The organism is Maricaulis alexandrii (assembly GCF_005871165.1).
Classification (GTDB): Bacteria; Pseudomonadota; Alphaproteobacteria; order Caulobacterales; family Maricaulaceae; genus Maricaulis; species Maricaulis alexandrii.
The window spans coordinates 237,458-255,608 of record NZ_SWKP01000006.1; the positions used below are offsets into that span (position 1 = coordinate 237,458).

23 protein-coding genes and 1 tRNA gene are annotated in these 18,151 nt (G+C 57.2%); 11 read left to right on the forward strand and 13 right to left on the reverse strand.

Going from position 1 to position 18,151, the window contains the following annotated elements; all coding sequences use genetic code 11:
* Positions 1 to 106 precede the first annotated feature (106 nt).
* Together FCS99_RS07460 and FCS99_RS07465 are read right to left on the reverse strand one after the other, a co-directional pair.
* A complete protein-coding gene (locus FCS99_RS07460) occupies positions 107 to 1,018 on the reverse strand; it encodes an ImmA/IrrE family metallo-endopeptidase (RefSeq protein WP_138511455.1) in 912 nt (303 codons plus the stop codon).
* Complete coding sequence (locus FCS99_RS07465) at positions 1,015 to 1,329, reverse strand: helix-turn-helix domain-containing protein (protein ID WP_138511456.1); 315 nt, start codon at positions 1,327 to 1,329, stop codon at positions 1,015 to 1,017. Before FCS99_RS07465 ends, FCS99_RS07460 begins: the two co-directional genes overlap by 4 nt.
* Positions 1,330 to 1,456: 127 nt before the next feature.
* On the opposite strand from FCS99_RS07465, the gene FCS99_RS07470 reads away from it, so the two are divergent.
* The 4 genes from FCS99_RS07470 to FCS99_RS07485 are packed head-to-tail and all read left to right on the forward strand — an operon-like array spanning position 1,457 to position 3,513.
* Positions 1,457 to 1,690 (forward strand): DUF2188 domain-containing protein, encoded by a 234-nt coding sequence (locus FCS99_RS07470; RefSeq protein WP_138511457.1) that lies wholly within the window; start codon positions 1,457 to 1,459, stop codon positions 1,688 to 1,690.
* A gap of 18 nt (positions 1,691 to 1,708) precedes the next feature.
* Entirely contained in the window at positions 1,709 to 1,969 is a 261-nt protein-coding gene (locus FCS99_RS07475) for a multiubiquitin domain-containing protein (protein ID WP_138511458.1), read from the forward strand.
* Positions 1,944 to 3,131 (forward strand): ThiF family adenylyltransferase, encoded by a 1,188-nt coding sequence (locus FCS99_RS07480; protein ID WP_138511459.1) that lies wholly within the window; start codon positions 1,944 to 1,946, stop codon positions 3,129 to 3,131. The genes FCS99_RS07475 and FCS99_RS07480 overlap by 26 nt, the downstream gene beginning before the upstream one ends.
* Positions 3,121 to 3,513, forward strand: a complete 393-nt coding sequence (locus FCS99_RS07485) for a DUF6527 family protein (RefSeq protein WP_199288121.1) — start codon at positions 3,121 to 3,123, stop codon at positions 3,511 to 3,513. The genes FCS99_RS07480 and FCS99_RS07485 overlap by 11 nt, the downstream gene beginning before the upstream one ends.
* A 121-nt stretch (positions 3,514 to 3,634) precedes the next feature.
* Here the strand turns inward: FCS99_RS07485 and FCS99_RS07490 are convergent, their stop codons facing one another.
* From FCS99_RS07490 to FCS99_RS16395, 4 genes are all read right to left on the reverse strand, one after another.
* The gene (locus FCS99_RS07490; RefSeq protein WP_138511460.1) at positions 3,635 to 4,555 is read right to left on the reverse strand and encodes a nucleotidyl transferase AbiEii/AbiGii toxin family protein; all 921 of its coding nucleotides are present in this window, start codon (positions 4,553 to 4,555) and stop codon (positions 3,635 to 3,637) included.
* Positions 4,545 to 5,318 (reverse strand): type IV toxin-antitoxin system AbiEi family antitoxin, encoded by a 774-nt coding sequence (locus tag FCS99_RS07495; protein ID WP_138511461.1) that lies wholly within the window; start codon positions 5,316 to 5,318, stop codon positions 4,545 to 4,547. The genes FCS99_RS07490 and FCS99_RS07495 overlap by 11 nt, the downstream gene beginning before the upstream one ends.
* A gap of 436 nt (positions 5,319 to 5,754) precedes the next feature.
* Positions 5,755 to 6,672, reverse strand: coding sequence for a relaxase/mobilization nuclease domain-containing protein (locus FCS99_RS07505; RefSeq protein ID WP_171036281.1), 918 nt, complete (start codon positions 6,670 to 6,672; stop codon positions 5,755 to 5,757).
* Positions 6,673 to 6,680: 8 nt separating this feature from the next.
* Positions 6,681 to 7,010 (reverse strand): plasmid mobilization protein, encoded by a 330-nt coding sequence (locus FCS99_RS16395; protein ID WP_138511464.1) that lies wholly within the window; start codon positions 7,008 to 7,010, stop codon positions 6,681 to 6,683.
* 880 nt (positions 7,011 to 7,890) lie between these two features.
* Here FCS99_RS16395 and FCS99_RS07515 point away from each other — a divergent pair.
* Positions 7,891 to 8,433, forward strand: coding sequence for a hypothetical protein (locus FCS99_RS07515; protein WP_011644261.1), 543 nt, complete (start codon positions 7,891 to 7,893; stop codon positions 8,431 to 8,433).
* 31 nt (positions 8,434 to 8,464) lie between these two features.
* The gene (locus FCS99_RS07520; RefSeq protein WP_171036282.1) at positions 8,465 to 8,908 is read left to right on the forward strand and encodes a MerR family transcriptional regulator; all 444 of its coding nucleotides are present in this window, start codon (positions 8,465 to 8,467) and stop codon (positions 8,906 to 8,908) included.
* On the opposite strand, the gene FCS99_RS07525 is transcribed toward FCS99_RS07520, so the two are convergent.
* A complete protein-coding gene (locus FCS99_RS07525; RefSeq protein ID WP_011644263.1) occupies positions 8,848 to 9,300 on the reverse strand; it encodes a MerR family transcriptional regulator in 453 nt (150 codons plus the stop codon). The genes FCS99_RS07520 and FCS99_RS07525 overlap by 61 nt on opposite strands.
* Before the next feature lie 70 nt (positions 9,301 to 9,370).
* Here FCS99_RS07525 and FCS99_RS07530 point away from each other — a divergent pair, with 70 nt between their 5' ends.
* From FCS99_RS07530 to FCS99_RS07540, 3 genes are read left to right on the forward strand one after another with little or no spacing between them, the layout of a single operon-like run.
* Complete coding sequence (locus FCS99_RS07530) at positions 9,371 to 9,757, forward strand: mercuric transporter MerT family protein (protein WP_011644264.1); 387 nt, start codon at positions 9,371 to 9,373, stop codon at positions 9,755 to 9,757.
* Positions 9,758 to 9,767: 10 nt separating this feature from the next.
* A complete protein-coding gene (locus tag FCS99_RS07535; protein WP_011644265.1) occupies positions 9,768 to 10,145 on the forward strand; it encodes a cation transporter in 378 nt (125 codons plus the stop codon).
* 39 nt (positions 10,146 to 10,184) lie between these two features.
* Positions 10,185 to 10,850, forward strand: coding sequence for an FAD-dependent oxidoreductase (locus FCS99_RS07540; protein ID WP_325053214.1), 666 nt, complete (start codon positions 10,185 to 10,187; stop codon positions 10,848 to 10,850).
* On the opposite strand, the gene FCS99_RS07545 is transcribed toward FCS99_RS07540, so the two are convergent.
* The 6 genes from FCS99_RS07545 to FCS99_RS07570 form a co-directional block, all read right to left on the reverse strand.
* On the reverse strand, positions 10,844 to 11,149 hold the full coding sequence (locus FCS99_RS07545) for a hypothetical protein (RefSeq protein ID WP_138511466.1): 306 nt from the start codon (positions 11,147 to 11,149) through the stop codon (positions 10,844 to 10,846). The genes FCS99_RS07540 and FCS99_RS07545 overlap by 7 nt on opposite strands.
* 93 nt (positions 11,150 to 11,242) lie before the next feature.
* Positions 11,243 to 11,761, reverse strand: a complete 519-nt coding sequence (locus tag FCS99_RS07550; RefSeq protein WP_138511467.1) for an antirestriction protein ArdA — start codon at positions 11,759 to 11,761, stop codon at positions 11,243 to 11,245.
* 712 nt (positions 11,762 to 12,473) lie between these two features.
* Complete coding sequence (locus FCS99_RS07560; protein WP_138511468.1) at positions 12,474 to 13,673, reverse strand: tyrosine-type recombinase/integrase; 1,200 nt, start codon at positions 13,671 to 13,673, stop codon at positions 12,474 to 12,476.
* 126 nt (positions 13,674 to 13,799) lie between these two features.
* Positions 13,800 to 13,870 (reverse strand) — tRNA-Leu (locus FCS99_RS16100).
* 234 nt (positions 13,871 to 14,104) lie between these two features.
* Positions 14,105 to 15,802, reverse strand: coding sequence for a vWA domain-containing protein (locus FCS99_RS07565; RefSeq protein ID WP_138511469.1), 1,698 nt, complete (start codon positions 15,800 to 15,802; stop codon positions 14,105 to 14,107).
* A 295-nt stretch (positions 15,803 to 16,097) separates the two neighbouring features.
* Entirely contained in the window at positions 16,098 to 16,880 is a 783-nt protein-coding gene (locus FCS99_RS07570) for a competence/damage-inducible protein A (protein WP_138511470.1), read from the reverse strand.
* 65 nt (positions 16,881 to 16,945) lie between these two features.
* On the opposite strand from FCS99_RS07570, the gene sfsA reads away from it, so the two are divergent.
* On the forward strand, positions 16,946 to 17,647 hold the full coding sequence (gene sfsA / locus FCS99_RS07575; RefSeq protein ID WP_138511471.1) for a DNA/RNA nuclease SfsA: 702 nt from the start codon (positions 16,946 to 16,948) through the stop codon (positions 17,645 to 17,647).
* 4 nt (positions 17,648 to 17,651) lie between these two features.
* Positions 17,652 to 18,116: an acyl-CoA thioesterase gene (locus FCS99_RS07580; protein ID WP_138511472.1), complete on the forward strand. Its 465-nt coding sequence runs from the start codon at positions 17,652 to 17,654 to the stop codon at positions 18,114 to 18,116.
* The last annotated feature ends 35 nt before the right edge of the window (positions 18,117 to 18,151 follow it).

Consider the following 18,151-nt stretch of genomic DNA (forward strand, 5'->3'; position numbering starts at 1 on the left):
GTCTGTCGATGGGTACGAAGTGCGTATCCGCCTAGATAGCAAAAGCTGGAAGGCCGGCGCACGCCATTTTCGGGACCGAGCAGATAGATGCACATATGTGCACAGCCTATTTCCAACGCATACCTTGATCTGACGCGAGGAGCCTCGCGTCATCGTCGTCGGCCTCCTCATCGAAACCGCCGCGTGGTTCATCGCCAAAATGGAGCAGCGACAGGGCGAAATCGAAACGGTCAGCGAACAACACCAGTTCTTCGCACCCCTCCTTGGGAAACCAGACACCTGGCGCGTGAGCCATACTAGTCGTTTGATCGATCACAACGGCACGGTCGGCTGCCGGTGAACTTTCCGGTAATGGCACCGGCGGCACGCCTCGCGTTTTAATGTAGAGCCTAGATCGTAGTGCCGGCCGACTTGGTTTTGCCCAAAGCACGAAGCCATCAGTCGACGCAACGAGCAACGACCTTTTCGACGTGTACTCAAGCCATCTCAGGATGGCTGCCGTCAACGACACGTCGTATCGCGACGCACATGCACCGATGTCGTCAAAGGTTGGCGCTACATCTGCTGGAAGCTGACCGCGAAAATCATCGAGCGGCATTAGCAAATTTGCGGCGAACAAATTCGCCTCAGATTCAATTTTCGCATACTCGCTATCCCAGCGGGTCATATCCCGCTGGCTACACTCTCGCCCGTCTGGAAATTGCTTTCGATGGACCAGGTAGTGGCCGAATTCATGCGCTAAGGTGAAGTTGACCCTGCTCGGCACTTCGATGCCATCATTGTAAAAGATCCCCCAGCCAGTCTTGCCACGATCGCGAGGCGCAGGCGCTAGCATGCCTTCGAACCCATCAAGGCGCCCAGGCTTGATCAGCGTGATGGCATCATCGGGATATATCTGTTTGGAATATTCCTTTGCCACATCGATAACAGGGACGGGAAACCGACCGTCCTTCAGCACTTCATTGAGTACCAGCGTTATATCAAATGCCCAGCGTGTCGGAGAACGCTCCCTAGTCATTCATCATCGTCCCAGACTTGGACCATGCGCCGCAACATCTCTTTCTTTTCCTTATCGAGCTTCTGGAAATTGCGATAGAAATTCGCATCGGTCGCATCCTCTTCCGCCTGCTCGCCAATCAGATAAGTGATGGTAACGCCGAGCTTGTCAGCAATCTTCGAGAGCTTGTCCGCGGACGGCCGCGGCGGTGCCTTGTTCTCCAGCTCCCATATATAACTTTTGCTCGATCCGGTCAGCTCAGCAAGCTGATCTAAGGTTAGGCCGCGCTTTTTTCGCAACTCTTTAATTCGAGCACCCAGGTCCCCTGCCATAGCGCTATCTCCTTGTTCGTTTTTCCGAACATTATCACCTTGACTTCCGAATATCAATGAATTATGTTGTTCGGTATAGCGAACTTTTTGTGCGCATAAAATGAACCAATAACTACGGAGATAGATAATGAGTAAAGGGCCCAAGTCCCACCACATCGTTCCAAACCCGAACGGGGGATGGGACGTCAAAGGAGGTGGCGCGCAACGCGCAAGTAGCCACCATGACACGAAACAAGAAGCGGTTAGCCGTGGACGCGAGATCAGTCGCAACCAGGGTAGTGAGCTTCGCATCCACAACAAGGATGGACGGATTGCCCAGAGCGATAGCCACGGCAACGATCCGTATCCGCCTAAAGGTTAGAGCAGAAGGAACACCAGAATGAAAAACGAAAAGAAACCGAACAAGGAACTCTCGATCGTCGTCAACGGTCGCGAGAAGACAGTGAGCGGGAAAACAATCTCATCTGATGAGCTTGTTGAGCTCGCATTCGACAATCCGCCGACCGGCGAATTCATTTGTTTCACCATCACCTATCGTAAGGGGCACGGCAACAAGCCGGACGGCAATCTGGCGGAAGGAGAAATGGTGAAGGTCAAAAAAGGTATGATCTTCAATGTCACAGCAACTGATAAGTCGTAGCGCAGATCTACGAAAACTCTTTGATGATGGGTACGAAGTATCCATCGTGTCGGGCCATCTTGTCGTCAGCAATGTGCCCTATGTCGCCGGTGACAAAACCATAAGGCGCGGCACGCTTGTTTCCGTTCTCGATCTCGCGGGCGATCAAACGGCGCAACCCAGCACTCATGTAATGAAATTCGCGGGTGAGCACCCGTGCGACAAAGACGGCTGTGCTTTAAAAAACATGGTCCACAGCACAACTCGTGAAAACCTTGGGGACGGCCTCGTCGTTGAACGAACCTTCTCATGCAAGCCCACCGGCACTGGTCGCTACGCAGATTACTACGAGAAAATGACGACTTATGCGGCGATGATTTCCGGACCAGCGGAAGCCATCGATCCGACAGTCACCGCGCGCACTTTTGCGGTAATAGAACCGAGCGATGAAGACTCGCCATTCAATTACATCGACACCGCTTCAAGCCGCGCTGGAGTTGCTGGGATTGTAGAGAAACTGAAGCTTTCGAAAATCGCTATTGTTGGCCTAGGCGGTACGGGAGCGTACATCCTTGATCTTGTTGCCAAGACGCCCGTCCGCGAAATTCATTTGATTGATGGTGACGAGTTCATCCAGCACAACGCCTTTAGGGCGCCGGGCGCTATTACCGTCGAACAGCTGCGAAAACGGCTCAAGAAGGTGGAACACCTGGCGGACACCTATGGCTCGATGCGGAAAGGTATCGTTCCTCACCCGGAGTATTTGTCGGTCGAGAATTTGGCGCTCCTTGATGGCATGGACTTTGTGTTCGTTGCGATCGACAAAGGCGAATTAAAGGGCGCAATCGCCGAAAAGCTCGAAGCGGATGGAATCCCCTTCATCGACGTCGGAATGGGCATCAGTATTGTGGACGACGCTCTTTTTGGCGTCGTTCGCACGACCACCAGCTCGCCCAATCAGCGGTCTCATTTCACGACCTGTGTAAACACCGGCGCAACCGACGTTGATGATGCGTATCGGCAAAACATTCAGATTGCTGATCTGAATGCGTTGAATGCTTCGCTGGCGGTTATTCGGTGGAAGAAACTTTTCGGATTTTACGGGGATCTGGAGCGGGAGCACCAATCCAATTTCACAATCGACGGCAACGTCATAACGAACAGCCATTTCCATGAAGAATAAGCAAATCAAACACGAGTTCGTTGATGCGATCCCAGAGGCGATCGAACCTGGGACATTGTATGTTTCAGTCGAATTTGCCACCGCAGTTCATCTTTGTGAGTGCGGTTGCGGCCTTGAAGTCGTCACACCGCTTAGCCGGACAGACTGGAAGCTGGTCTACGATGGTGAAACAGTTTCGCTTCACCCGTCTATTGGCAATTGGAGCTTCCCATGTCGTTCGCACTACTGGATCCGCGATGGACAGGTGCAGTGGGCTGGCGACATGCACAATCAGCAAATAACTCAGATTCGACAGACCGACAGGAAAAAGAAAACGGAAGGAATCGAGTCCACGAGCTGGCTCCAGCGCACTTGGGCATTCGTCCGCGGATTATTCCACTAACTTCCGTCACCATTCCCTTGGTGAGACACACCGGCATTCCCTCGGAGCCGACGCCTTCCCAGCAACACCGAGCGCAGCGGAGGGCATACCCCCTTGCGGGGTTGCCGGAGCGAGCACGGTGTTAGGCTTGCTCATCTTGCTCCATGCCAAGTTTCTCCGCGAGCGCTTGATATTGCGCAGCGTGCTTTTGAGGGTTTGCTTCTTTGAGTTTCTCAAGGTTCTGCAACTTGAACTGAACCGCCGGGAAACGTTGAAAGTCGTAGATTGACCAGTCGGGCTGACCGCTCTTCAGACTGAGAAGGAACGCCTTGTCCGATCCCTTCAACGCGTTTTGGACAACGCTGATGAGTTCATCGCGGGTTGCTTCAAAGTCGTCGTAGGAGAACTCTTCTACGGTCATCCCATCAAAATGGTTGGCCATAGCATCGCGCTGATCGATCAAGTTTGGAAACAGGACTTCGTGGAAGGGACGATTTGAGCTTGCGAGCATCAGAACGAAGCCCTCTCTAATATCGTCCGAGAACCCTTCGTTATCGAGCAAATAGCGAACATCAAACAGGTCGCGCGGATGTTGACGGTCTAGTGCCGCACAGATTTTGCCACCGTAGAGCTGCCCTAGCGAAACCATCGGAACTGCGCAGAACGCGTCAAACATTTCTTGGGCAGCGTCGCACAGCGGCATTGTGACCGGAGGCGATAGAACGCCGCGCCCGATTTGATTGACCTCAAGTTTGATCTTCGCACCGTCGTGCGAGATCAACAGTTTTAAAATGTCATCACGCGGTTCGATGCGAACGCCTGCAAGTATGCCCTCGACACGACCTTTGATCCGCCCGAGTGCTGCGCGGATCTCCGCGAACGAGGTTTGGCGATCTTGGATCGGCACATAGGTCAGATCGATATCAACCGACAACCGTGGCATGTCTCGCACGAATAAATTGATGGCCGTGCCGCCATGCAAGGCAAAGCACTCCTCCTTCGCCACCTCCGGAAGGACGCTGAGCAACAATCGAACCTGATCTTGGTAGACTTTACTCTGCATCGATCGCCAGCGCTCTTGGTACGGTTATTAGGTAGGTTGCGTCGTAGACACCATCATTGACGATGCGGCGTTTCCCACTGCCCAGGTCAACGCGATCTAGCTTGAGATAGTTCAGCCAATCATGGCCTGCCTTGTTCGCCATGAAGAGAAAAAGGCGCTTCACCTTGATCGACCCACACGCCTCAAGGAGCTTTTGAACCTGCGCCGGCCGGAGATTGTTTAGCCCCTCCATGACCTCGTAACATTCAACCAGGTCCTGGTCTTTAGGCGCAAGATATAGGCACTCCATGAGAGCCCTCGCCGCCCCCGAGACCTTGAGCGTAAATGCCTTGTGTTCCAGTTCTACCAATCCGAGTTCTGGCGGTAGAAACTTGGAGGCATGAAAATCGATTTTTGCTCCCCAATCATGGTTCTTGAACCAGGTTGGTAGAGCCTCACCATCTGCGCCGAAGAGAACGGCCCGTTTGGTCGAAAACTCGAGGTAGTGCGCATTGCGGGTGAGGTTTAAGGCCGTCCGACCACCTGGATGTATTGACGAACCGAGTTGAGTTTGGAGCGCATAGAGCGCCCCGAGGTAATCAACCTCATCTCCCGCTCTCTTGAGAACTCTATTGCCTAGAGCCTCCAACCAACCATTCTCTCTGTATCGCTGCTGTAGCGAGGGACCATATCCCCGCTTTTTCAACCAAGCTGAGAGCATCACGACACCAGCCGGCACGTCACTCAAAAGTTGGTTTATTTTTGTCGCGCTTCTTACACTCATGGTGTAAGTTTACGGCATTTATTAAACCACCACAACCCAATAGTTTAATTTTCCCCTCAAACTCACACCATAAGTGTATGTTTGAGATAAATTTCAAACCGAACGGTCAATCCACAACCACTCGACATAAACAATCAGCCGGTATGGCAAGCTGGGCAACAATGGGCACAGCCATCGATGTCTGAGGCATTGGCTGGAAACTTCCGCTTAGCCTCGGCTTTCGCAGGGCCGCACGTCTCGTAATAACCGATGTGAATTCTGTTTTCAGGATTTGGCAAATAGCTGCAGGTGGAGACGTTGTGAACCTCGTAATTTCCACCAGCCGCCGCGCTCTGCTTGTTCTTATTCAAAATGTATTCCGCCACAATCAGCTCCCTCGAAAAACCGCGCAGCCATACCATGACATTTCTGAGGTGAGCGTGACGTGCGTCACGCCTTAGCGCTCGCGATCATCATCGTCGCGATCACGCCCACGCCGACGGCTTAGCCGGCGATCTATTTCTTCTTGTTCTTCTACATGAAGAAGAAGGTCCCCACGACGAATGGGGCCACCGGACTTCTTCCGCTCCGCCTCATAGCTCTTCCAGTCACCGAAGCGCGCTTCGAGCATAGCCAACCGATGCCTCTTGCCCCCGACCTGGGAGAGTTTGGCAAAGCCTTTCCCGTCGCTGAAGATCAATCCTTGGCCCTTGCCATGGATACCAAGCCCACGCTCGGAAACCCGATCTTCAAGATCATTCCATGAGGACGCTTCATCGAAGTGCGGCCGAATGAACTGGCGCAACTCACCGATCTTGTCCTTGCCCCAGGCGACAAGCGCATTGACGTCAAATCCGCCTTCAGCCCGTTTCTTCAAACGCTCCCCAAAGCTCAACACACGGGAGAGCCTTCCAGGAACCTCCTGTAGGCCTAACTCCCTCTCTTGGGTTTTGAGAGAGCGTTCAAGGCGGGTCTTGTAGCGCCACTTTGGCCAGGCCTTGCCGGTTTCCGGATGCACCCGATTAACCATCACATGGAGATGCGGGTGCTCCGTATCGTTGTGACAGACGATGACCGACTGATGCTCCGATAAACCGAGATCTGAGAGCGTTTGATCTGCGACGCCCGCCATGGCGTCGGGCTCGAGCTGCTCGTCTACTGGCCAACTAACAGAAAAATGAAAGACGGGATCTTGGACCCGTCGCGACATCCGCGCCGTGGCACGCATCATCGCAGGATATGTGTCCGGATCGGTTGTCGGCAGATTGCGCGCCTCTGCCCACTCGACCCTCTCAGGTCGATCGCCACGCTGCCCCGTGGCGAGGTATCGGGCGAGGCCGCCAAAGCCGGTTCCGGTCTGAGCTTCTCCGATCACAAGAAAGCTCAGCTGAGCCGGCGCACAGCGGACAGGACGGCGTCCAGGGTTGCGTGTACCGCGGGAGCGGATACCACGAAGCCGGCGTTGGCCTGCTTTGCAAGCTGATTGAGATTGTTCCCAATCGAGGTCAGTTGGCGAATGGCATCCGCTGTGACGCGTGCAGGTTTCGCTTGGGGACGAGCCCCCAACGCACATGCACGCACGAAGGCCGCACGGGTCTGATCGCAAGTCTCCGCCGCCTCGTTTATGGCCGCCAACTCAGTTGGCGTGACATAGACGTCGATCCTCTCGGATCGAACCTCGGCGCGTGACTTTCGATGACCCTTTGGCGGCATTCGTTAAGCCCTCCTGGCACTTGAAGGACAAGCAGGATATGCCTTGAGGACACACTTTGTGTGGTCTGAATGGTATACATGTAACGGAGCATTTTTGCCCGTATACATCCTGCTTGCTCTCGCCCAAGTCGATCTCATCCGCGGAAGCATACTCCAGGTTGAAACGCCGAGCTATAGCACAACCGACACATGTGACGTTGCACCGATGCTTCACCCCAAACACCGTGGCACATGTGTCACGAGGGCCTGACGCGTCCCCACTTGGGGACTCTAGGAAGGCCGTCGCCAAGAAGCCGTCACAAGACGGATTCTTCTTCAAGAAGTGGGAGACACAATTGGCCGGGTTAAGGCCAATTTGGATCACGCTTCAGGCCGCAGGCCCAAAGGGTGGGTAAGGGTGGGATAGCGTCAGCGTCTCGCCCCTCCTAAGGGGCGAGCAGTCTCGAACTCGTGATCGCTCTACGGCCCAGAACGCCTTGCATCTGTAGTAACTACAGATGTTATTGTGGCGTTATGTCAGTAGCGGGTACAGATCAAGGTTGGCTCTCAAGAGCGCTTTCGAGCGGCGGCGTGCTCGGCGGCTTCGCCGCTTTCGTAGGCGCGTCGTGTTGCGTCATCCCGATAATGCTTGTGCACTTCGGGGTCGCGAGTGGATTGGTCGCGAAGCTTGGCTGGTTCGCGCGCTGGCAACCTTACTTCTTCTGGACATCTGCGGGATTGCTCGCCGTTGCGGCGTCCTATGCAATATGGCGCGGCCAAGCATCGAGATCTTTTTGGATCTGGTGGGTGATCGGAACAACGTTCCTCATCGCCGCATTCATCCTGCCGCAGTACGAGTTCAAACTTCAAAGTTGGGTTTTGGATTGGACGCGGAGGTAACATGGCAGACGCTAAACCGACGTTCCGTTTCGACGACGCTGGCACAATTCCACCGCCAGGGTGGATCGGTCGTGCTGCTCGCGCGCTCTTTGGCTACGGCTCACTTTATTGGGTCTATCAGATTGTGAGTTTTGGCGACGTTGGCGCGCTTACCAATCTCTCCGTGATTGGATTTACGCTCTTCGCATTGCAGCTCATTCCCTACACGGTGAACATTGGCTTCGGCATTAAGCTATCGTTCTGGCCACGCCTCCTTGCAGCGCTGGGCATCGCAGCGGCCGCCTATTTGGGTTGGCAATCAACCGGTGAAGTCGCGTCATCATCGCTCTGGAACGCGATCGCGATATTGAACATCTATGTCTACGGGCATCTTGGGATATCGTTCGTGCTCGCGGCGATCTTCGCGACGGCCGGCTGCGAGATGCGGGCTCTCCCGATTTTGATTGGTCGGCTGGCCGGGCGCCGCGCACGTGATCACTATTGCCCGGGCCCAATCCGGGCCATCGACAACTGGGAACGCAAGCGGTTTGGTCAAAAACCCTAGACTGAGCGCAGCAACAAACCGAGACGACTTGATGAACATCACCCGCGGTAAACTCGCCAAACTCACGGGCTGCCATCTAGAGACTGTGCGGTACTATGAGAGCATCGGCCTCATGCCCGAACCTGCTCGTGCGGCAAATGGGTTTCGAACCTATTCGGATGACGATGTTCGACGGCTCAAGTTTTTGATGCGCGCACGCGATCTCGGATTTGCTGTCGCCGAGGTCCAGAACCTCCTCAGCTTGGTCGACAACAACGCCTATAGCTGTGGTCAGGTGCGAGATATAACTCTCGACCACTTGGCATCGGTGCGTAAGAAAATTGCGGACCTAAAACGTCTAGAAAGTGTTCTTGGTGACATGGCCTCACAGTGCGACGGCGGTGTCGTGCCGGAATGCCCGATAGTTGATGCTCTCTACGACTTCGCGCCGGAGGACTTATCAGCATCGACTTGGAGTAACGCGTCCAGAACGTGACAGCCGGCGTTCGGTTCAATTGAGCACTTTCTGGCCGCCGCGCGCAGCGTGGACGCGACTGATTTCAGTTCCGCTATACGCCCTTCGACCACCTCAATATGGGCGTTGATCTCGCTAGCAACCGCCTGGCACTGGCCAGAATGGTCGCGCTCCAAACGCAGCAGCGCACGACATTGGTTCAGCGAGAACCCTAGATCTCGGAATTGTCTGATGAAGGTCAGAACCGCGATGTGGCGGCGGTCGTAAAGTCGGTATCCGTTTTCTGCGCGGCGAGGCGCAGGCAGCACGCCCTGAGTTTCGTAGTAGCGAATGGTTTCTGCGTGGCAGCCGGTGAGACGTGCAAGCTCGCCTCTCGTAAGTGCCTTCACGCGAGCGTGTGTTTTCGTGTTCATTTTCTCCTTGAGTCTGTAGTCACTACAGGGATTAGCCTAGTTGAAAATCGAGGAATGAGCAAGAAAACGAATGACCGAAATCGAACAATCGAGCGACCAAACACCAGCCCCCCGTCAAAAACGAGGCTGGCTCGCAGCGGGAGGCATTATCGGCGCCATTGTGGCGTCATCCTGCTGCATCTTGCCTTTGGTGTTGGTACTCGCCGGCGTCAGTGGCGCGTGGATCGGGTCGCTCACCGCGCTCGATCCGTACAAGCCCTACTTCATAGTGGTGACGCTGGCCTTTATCGGCGCGGGATTTTGGCACGTCTATTTCAAGTCTGAGCCACCATGCGAAGACGGCTCATATTGCGCAAAACCCCAATCCAACATCATCACCCAAATCGCCCTCTGGGTCGGCTTGGCGATCGTTCTGCTCGCCGCAACGATCGACTGGTGGGCCCCATTTTTTTACTAGGAGACACACAATGAAACGAACATCCACCGTAATACTATCCGTAGCCCTGCTCGGTATCGCAGGAGCCGGTTTGTCGGCATTCAATTATGCGCCGTCAGAGACATCAGCAAAGACGAATATAGTCGTTGCTCAAACAGAAACCGCTACATTCGACATCGAGAACATGACGTGTGCGACCTGCCCGATCACAGTTCGGACTGCGATGAGCCGTGTTGAAGGCGTGGATTCGGTTGAAGTGGACTTCGAAACCAAGACCGCAATTGTTCGATTTGATCCGAGTGTGACAACTGCAGCGCTTGTTGGTCAGGCATCCACCGATGCTGGTTATCCCGCACATGCCTCCAACGCCGAAGATGCCGACCATTCCGAAGCAGAACATCAACACTAAAAGCGCCGCCAGATCACTGGTCAGACGGAGAAGTCACGAATGAAAGATTGCTGCTCAGATGGGAACAATGGCGAATACGACATCGCCGTTGTTGGCGCCGGGTCCGCTGGATTCTCGGCGGCGATCACCGCCGCCGAAGCTGGCGCGCGCGTGGCGATAATCGGTCACGGAACGATTGGCGGCACATGCGTAAACGTTGGCTGCGTGCCATCGAAGGCCCTGATCCGCGCTATGGAAGCGGCGCACTCAGGCGCTGCTGCCCGCAGGTTTGCGGGTGTGTCCGTGGCATCCAGGGTCGATGACTGGCCAGCGGTCCAGGCGCAAAAAGACGCACTTGTTTCGGGTCTTCGTGACAAAAAATACGAAGCCTTGCTGCCCGAATACGAAAATATCGACTACATCGAAACGAAAGCTCCTGCCCGCCTAGTAGAGGGCGGTGTTGCTTTCGACGGGCGGGCAATACGCGCTGCGAAGATCATCATTGCTACTGGCTCTTCCAGCAGCATCCCGCCGATCCCTGGCATCGAAAACGTTCAAACACTAGATTCGACCAGTGCGCTCGAACTAGATCGGCTGCCAGAGAGCATGGTGGTTATCGGCGGTGGCGTCATCGGGTGTGAACTCGGACAAATGTTTGCCCGCGCCGGTGTGCACGTAACGATCTGCTGTCGCACGCGCCTGAAAGAACATGCCCCGGCTCAATAGCACTGCTTGCGTGGCGATCTCGCCAGGTCTAGCCATTCCGACCAGTGAATGTCCTGGATGTCGGCCACACCCCATTTGCGGAGGACCAGCTCGGCAAGAAACGCCCGAACACTGGTTGTGAAATCGGCGACGAGCTCCTTGCTCCGCCGTTCACTCTCCGCATCTTTCAGTTTGACGGTCAGCTGCCAATCCGGTTTCGCCTTGGAAGGCTCCAGCCAGACATCGACGCTCCAGTGGCCTCGATGGTTGATATAGATCCGTCTTGTGGCCCCTTTGGCCGGCCATGCCCGTAGTTTCATGTTGCAGTCTCCACCCTGTTGTCACGGCCTTATGGCCGGGGCCAAAACCGGAAGATGGAGAAAACAAACGTCCGACATTTGCGGCGGTGGGGGCTATTGCCCCCAGAAGATGTGAACCTCCTCGAACCCTTCGGTGACGGTTTCGATTTCTCCACCGAGCTGAAGTGACCGGGCCATGGCATCGTAGTCGATGTAATACGCGAGCTGTTCCGGAATCTCGTACCACTGCTCAACATATTCTTCCGCAAATGCAGCCCCTGAGGTGTATGTGCCGCTGTAGCGCTCCAGCATCGTGCGCGCGTCTTCAAGGTCTCCTGAGACGTGTTCGAGCACCAACGCGCCGAGGCCCTGGTGTTCCTCGACAAAGAGCGCCAGTTCATGGGCTCGTGCCAATCCGGCGTATTCGCCGATGTCGGCACCGCCGAAACCTTCATAGTCGTGGATGGCATATTCTTCGGCATCCGAGATTGGGGACGCTTCGAGCATCGCGTTTACTTGGTCCTGGATACGCTCCAGATCGTCGGTGGCATCGATCCAGGAGCCGTGCAGATAGCCGTTATTGTAGGCCGCCAAGCAGGCAACGTAGATGCGGGGTTCAAAGCCGGTAGTCATTGATCTGTCTCCTGTTCGAGACCGTGTTCATTCACGGCCTGTTGGAGAGCGATCGGCTGCGTTCGGGAGAGCGGCGCACCTCGTCAGAGGCGTCCCGTAGGAGAGACGCTGGCGGGGATGTTTCTTGGATGGGCGGGGAAATGTGCGCAGCTCATGGCGAAGAAACCTCCCCACAAGCGTTGCGCCAAGCGAACCCGGCGCAGCAGGTTTCCAAAACAAGGCCCGTGAAAACGGTCAGACCGGAGCGGATCAGCGCCGGTGTTCCCCGGAACGAACCTGGAGAGCGGGCAACAAGGGTGGTGCGGACGGAGGGACTCGAACCCTCATGACCTTGCGGTCGACGGATTTTCTTACCTGCTACGGCTTTCGCCGCCACTCGCTTTCCAGGATGCAGCATCCCGCGAGTGTTTGGGGTCTGGACTATCCCTTCGTCGTACTTCGAGCATGCCTCGAAGCCTTAGACGCCGCCCGTCTAGTCTCTACACCTTCCCCGAGCTTTTTAGGGCCTAGGGCTTGGCTCGGGATTAGCTTGGGGCGAGTGCTCGCCCTTTAGCCTTCCCCGAATTTGAGCGGTTCTACGTCCAGGGTTTCCCCTGGCGCACTCAAATTGCTTAAGTCCGTTGCGTCTACCAATTCCGCCACGTCCGCACGCGCGGCTGGAATCCAACCGCGCTGACTGATTACCAGATGTGGTTCCGGGAACAAGCCAACGTCAGCGTTGGCGCTTCTTCTTTTCCTCGACGGGTTTGTGCTTTTTCACACGGCGCACATTCACGGCCGCCGCATTGATGCTGGTTTTGATGTGGGCGGCGTAGTGTTTCTCGATCATCTCAACGCTGGTTCGGCAGTTTTTCGCGACCTGATAGATGTCGGCCCCTTCCATGAGACGGAAGCAGATGTAGCTGTGGCGCAGACTGTAGGCCGTCCGCCGATTGCCATCTCGGTCGAACTTGAGCCCCTCCTCGTCGAGGATCGTGTTCAAAAGCGTCAGGTGCGACTGCGGAAACACCAGATCCGTCGGTTCAGGGTCGTTGCGCTTCACCAATCGCTGAAACGGCCTGACAGCCCCCGGCATACTCTTACAGAACCCAACCCCTCGCTTGCCGCGAACCTCGATCTCCAGGATCGTTTCATCGGTATCGTAGTCCTCGACGATCGCCACATCCCGATATTGGAGTTTGTAGGCTTCATCTGGGCGAAGACCGGTGTTGGCCATGAAGAGGACAAAGTCATGCAGCTGGGCGGTTTCCCACTCGTAGCGCTTGCCCTTGTTCTCACCCGCTCGTCTTCGGGTAGCCTTGTAGAGCTGCTCGTACTCCTCTTGGGAGAACCACGCGCGGTGCCGCACTTTCCGCGCAGTTTCATACGGCATCGACAAGTCCGGCAAATGCGTCAGCCAACCATGCCGAATGGCCGTCTTTAGAACCTGCCTCAGGCAGACAATCTCCTGGTGGATGGTGCTCGGAGCCGGCGGGCCATAATTTTTATTTTCACGCCCAAACCGCGCCACCGAGTTTGTCTGACGATATATGCGGTATTCCTGAACCTTTCCGCCCGTGATTTCGGACAGTCCCATGTCACCGAAATAAGGAACGAGGTAGTTTTTCAGCCGACGCTTATGTCCACCGACATAGACCGGGCTTCGTGTGCCGCCGGTGATGATCTCGAACTCTTGTTCGAACTGCCTGGCGGCGTGCTTGAAGGTTTTTTCGTTTTTGAGCTCGCCTACCCGCGCCTTTCCACAAAGCGTCAGGTACCAGTCTTCGGCGAACTCTTTAGCGAGCGACAGGCTCTCTTCCTTGGTGGTTTTCCGATAGTTCTTCCCATCGAACCGGGCCGCACACTGCCAATGCGGTGTGCCGGGCCTCTGATAGAGCCGAACTTTGCCACCTAAAATCTTGTGAACGGCCATTATCGCCGCTCCTGCGGGGCTCTCCCGTCAATGAGTGTGTTTTTGTGCATCATTTGTGCACGGTATCACAGGCAGATATCTGGAACCAGAGAAATATTGAAAACCTTTGTAATACAAAGATTTGAATGGTGCCCATGGCCAGACTCGAACTGGCACTGGAAGGATTTTAAGTCTGCTGCGTCTACCAATTCCGCCACGCCCGCGGCTGGTGTGCGGGGCGATCCTACACGCCTTCGGGGGCGGGGCCAGAGGGTTGGGCAGGTTTGGCAACAGCCCGGTTTCTTCCCCATTTGATGGGGAAGTGGGCCGGTGCAAAGCACCGGGTCGAAGGGGCGGCGCGTCAGCGCCGAATTCCGCCTTCGCTCCGCTCTGGCGGCCCCTCCGTCTCGCCCTGCGGGCGATCCACCTCCCCACAACGTGGGGAGGAAAACCTACGGCTTGGTCACGTCTTCCGAGAGCGCTTGGGCGCGTTCGACAAGGTCGATGAATTCGGCGCGGTAGCCGAATTCATCCTCCCCCAGCGCGCTGGAGGCGGCGCCAATGACGCTGTCGAAACTGTAGTCTTCGGCCAGATAGGGATCGCCGCGCAGGAGTTGGGAGAAACCGGCGACGGAGACGGAGAAGCGGACCTCGGTGTCGGCATCCATGAAGCGTTCCACCGCGTCGGCATCGGTGACGGTCCGTTCCATCAAGATGCTGTCATCCTCGCCCGGCTCCTTGTAGCGCAGGCGGACAAGGCCGAATTCGCCGGACAGGTCGGCGGCGGGCTCGCCGGTTCCGCCATAGCGCAGCGGATCCATCAGCACGCCTTCAGAACCGGGCGCCGCGATCTCATAGATGGCGGTGACGGCATGGCCGGAACCAACCTCGCCGGCATCCACGGCATCATTGTTGAAATCGGCCCGGTCCAGCAGACGCGTCTCATAGCCGATCAGCCGGTATTCCGCGACGCGGGCCGGATTGAACTCGACCTGGATTTTCACATCATTGGCGATCGGGAAGAGCGAGGAGAAGCTCTCCTCGACCAGCATGCGGCGCGCCTCGCGGCGGCTGTCGATATAGCCGGCCGTGCCATTGCCGGCCTGGGCGATGGTCTGCATGAGCTGGTCGTTGTAATTGCCCCGCCCGAAGCCCATCACGGAGAGATAGATGCCGCTCTCGCGCTGGCGGGCGACATAGTCTTCCAGGCTTTCATCGCGGGTCACGCCGACATTGAAATCACCATCGGTGAGCAGCATGACGCGATTGACCGCGTCCTCGTCGAAATTCTGTCGGGCGAAATCATAGGCCAGGGCCAGACCGGCTCCGCCTGCCGTGGAGCCGCCCGCGCTGAGACGGTCGAGGGCTTCATGGATGCGGTGGCTGTCGCGGGCCCGGGTCGGTTCCAGAACGGCACCGGCCGCGCCGGCATAGACAACGATGGAGACCGTGTCGTCCGGCTCCAGCTCATCAACCAGCATGTGCATCGCCTGGACGGCGAGCGGCAGCTTGTCCGGCGAGCTCATCGAACCGGAGACATCGATCAGGAAGACCAGATTGGCGCGCGGGCGCTCGTCCGGAATGATCTCGAAACCCTGAATGCCGACATGCATGAGCTGGGTGTTGGCGTTCCAGGGATTGGGGGTGACCGTGACATGCGTGGCGAAGGGTTCTTCTGGGCCATCCGGCAGGGCATAGTCATAGTCGAAATAATTGATCATCTCCTCGATGCGAATGGCATCGGAGGGCGGCAGGCGATCACCATCCATCAGATAATCGCGCACCACGGCATAGCTGGCCGTGTCGACATCGATGGAGAAGGTGGAGACGGGTTCGTCAGCGGTGGAGATGACCGGGTTGGCGTCGACGTCCTCATAGCGTTCGCGGTCTTCTGGTTCCGGTTGGCCGACAATGACGGGCGGGCGGGGACTGGTCCTGCCCAAGCTGCTTGTTTCGAGGGCTGAACTGGAGGCCATCGCTCTTTCGGCACTTCTCAACATGTCCATGGACGGAGGTGGCGGAGGCGGCGGTGAAGGGACCGGCTGGTAGGCGTCTTCCGCAGCCTCCCGGTCTCGATGATCTTCGAGTGTGGCTGTACAGCCGGCGACGACCAGGCCGATGGCGCTGGCCAGCAAGAGTGCCCGTTTCATGGCCTCTCCCCTTCCCTTTGATGTCCCTCAATTGCGACCGTGGGTGGGAAAGTTTGCGGAGAGAAGACGAAATCAGGGCGATTTGGGGGCGTCCTTGTCTCTCCTCGCCCTTGATGGGCGCTGAGGAGCCCAAGAACAGTCTGGGGGACTGGTCGACGTGACGAAGGACCGCGCATATGCGCGGTGGGGTGGGCGACCCGGCAAACAAACGGGTCCCTCCGTGATTCACCCCTTCCGTCCCGCATTCGCCGGACACCTTCCCCATCGAGGGGAAGGATGGCCGATGGTGCAGCTCCTAATCCTCCGGATCGACCCGCGGCACATAGCCCAGATCGCTGACCATGTTTGTCAGGGCGTCGATGACGCCGTCCAGGGCGGCGCTGTCGGTGGAGCGGGCGACGAGGTGGGTGCCGCGTTTGATCTTCCCGTCCTTCACTTCCATGAAATACGGGTAGGAACCGAGCGAGACATTGGGGTTCTCGTCCTGGAGTGTGCCCAGCGCCTCGGCGATCTCGCCCTCGCGCAGATTGTCGCCCTTCACGGAGCGGGACAGGGTGACAGCCCCCTTTTCCAGACGGTGCGCGATATCCTCCAGCATGCCGCGGCAGATGGCGGGCACACCGGCCATGGTGAAGACATTCTCCGTCTGGAAGCCCGGCGCACCGGAGACCGGATTGTCGATCAGGCTGGAACCGTCCGGGATGCGCGCCATGCGCTTGCGGCTCTCGGTGACCGGCGTCTGGGTCTTGGCATACCAGTGTTCGATGATCTCCAGCGCATCGTCGCGGACATCGATGCCCATGCCGAAAGCCTTGGCGATGCTGTCAGCGGTGATGTCATCATGGGTCGGGCCGATCCCGCCCGTGGTGAAGACATAATCGGTCTTGGCCCGCAGCGTGTTCACCGCCTCGACGATCTCGTCCTCGATATCCGGCACGACGCGGCATTCCACGACATTGATACCAAGCGGGGCCAGGAAACGGGCGATCTGCTGGAGATTCTTGTCCTGGGTACGTCCGGACAGGACTTCATCCCCGATCAGGAGGACGGAAGCTGTTACCCGTTTCGTTTCGGCCATGTGATTTACCCCTCAAACGACATCCGAACCCGGGTATATGAGGCGAAAGCCAAGAAGTCCAAGCCATGAAATTTCCGACCGAACTCATCCCCGGCCAGCTGGTCAAACGCTATAAGCGCTTCTTCGCCGATGTGGTGCTGGACAGCGGCGAGACCGTGACCGCCCATTGCGCCAATACGGGTGCCATGACCGGGATCAAGGAGCCGGGCCTGAAGGTCTGGCTGTCCAGATCCGACAATCCCAAGCGCAAGCTGAAATACACATGGGAACTGGTGGAGGCCGAGGGCACGATCATCGGTGCCCTGCCCAATACCGCCAATGCCCTGGCCGAAGAAGCCGTGAAGGCCGGCGTGATCAGCGAATTGACCGGCTATGACAGCCTTCGCCGCGAAGTGAAATACGGCGAGAATTCCCGCATCGACCTTCTGCTGGAAAGCGAGGGCCGGCCCGCCTGCTGGGTGGAGGTGAAGAATGTCCACTGGCAGCGCGGTATCGGCATTGCGGAATTCCCCGACGGCGTGACCAGCCGCGGCGCCAAGCATCTGGGCGAGCTGAGCAATCAGGTCGCGGATGGCCACCGGGCCGTGCAGCTCTTCATCGTCCAGCGCAATGACTGCCACACCCTGCGCCCGGCCGAGGATACCGATCCGGTCTATGCCCAAGCGCTGCGCGATGCGGCCAGGGCCGGGGTGGACGTGCTGGCCTATGCCTGTGATGTGTCGACAGATGGCATCGTGGTCACAAAGCCGATGACGGTGGAGCTCTAGAGACATGGCCAACAGCGAGTGGGACCTCCCCTCCCCCTATATCCACCGCGTGACGGTGACCGAGGCCGCCATGGATGCCTTCGGGCACGCCAATAATGCGCGCTATCTGGAATGGGCCGACGAAGCGGCGTGGACGCACTGGTTTTCCAAGGGCTATTCGATGGAGGCTTGCGGGGACGAGGATCGCGGCATCGCCATCATCCGGACCGAGGCGGACTATCTGGGTCATGTCCATGTCGGCGACGAGCTGGACTGCGCCGTCTGGATCACCCGGTCGGACCGGCGCCTGCGCGCCGAACGGCGCTATCAGTTCCGCCGGGTCAGCGACGGTGCGACCGTTTTCCGCGCACTGACGAAAGTTGTGTGTTTTCAGCTCTCCACGGGACGACCGGCGCGGATGACACCGATTTTCCAGGAGCATTACTCGGTTTTGCCCGAGGTCGCCGAAGCCCTGGCCGCTGCTGATTAATCTCCCGTAACATTGTGCCTCCGCCTTCCGGGCCT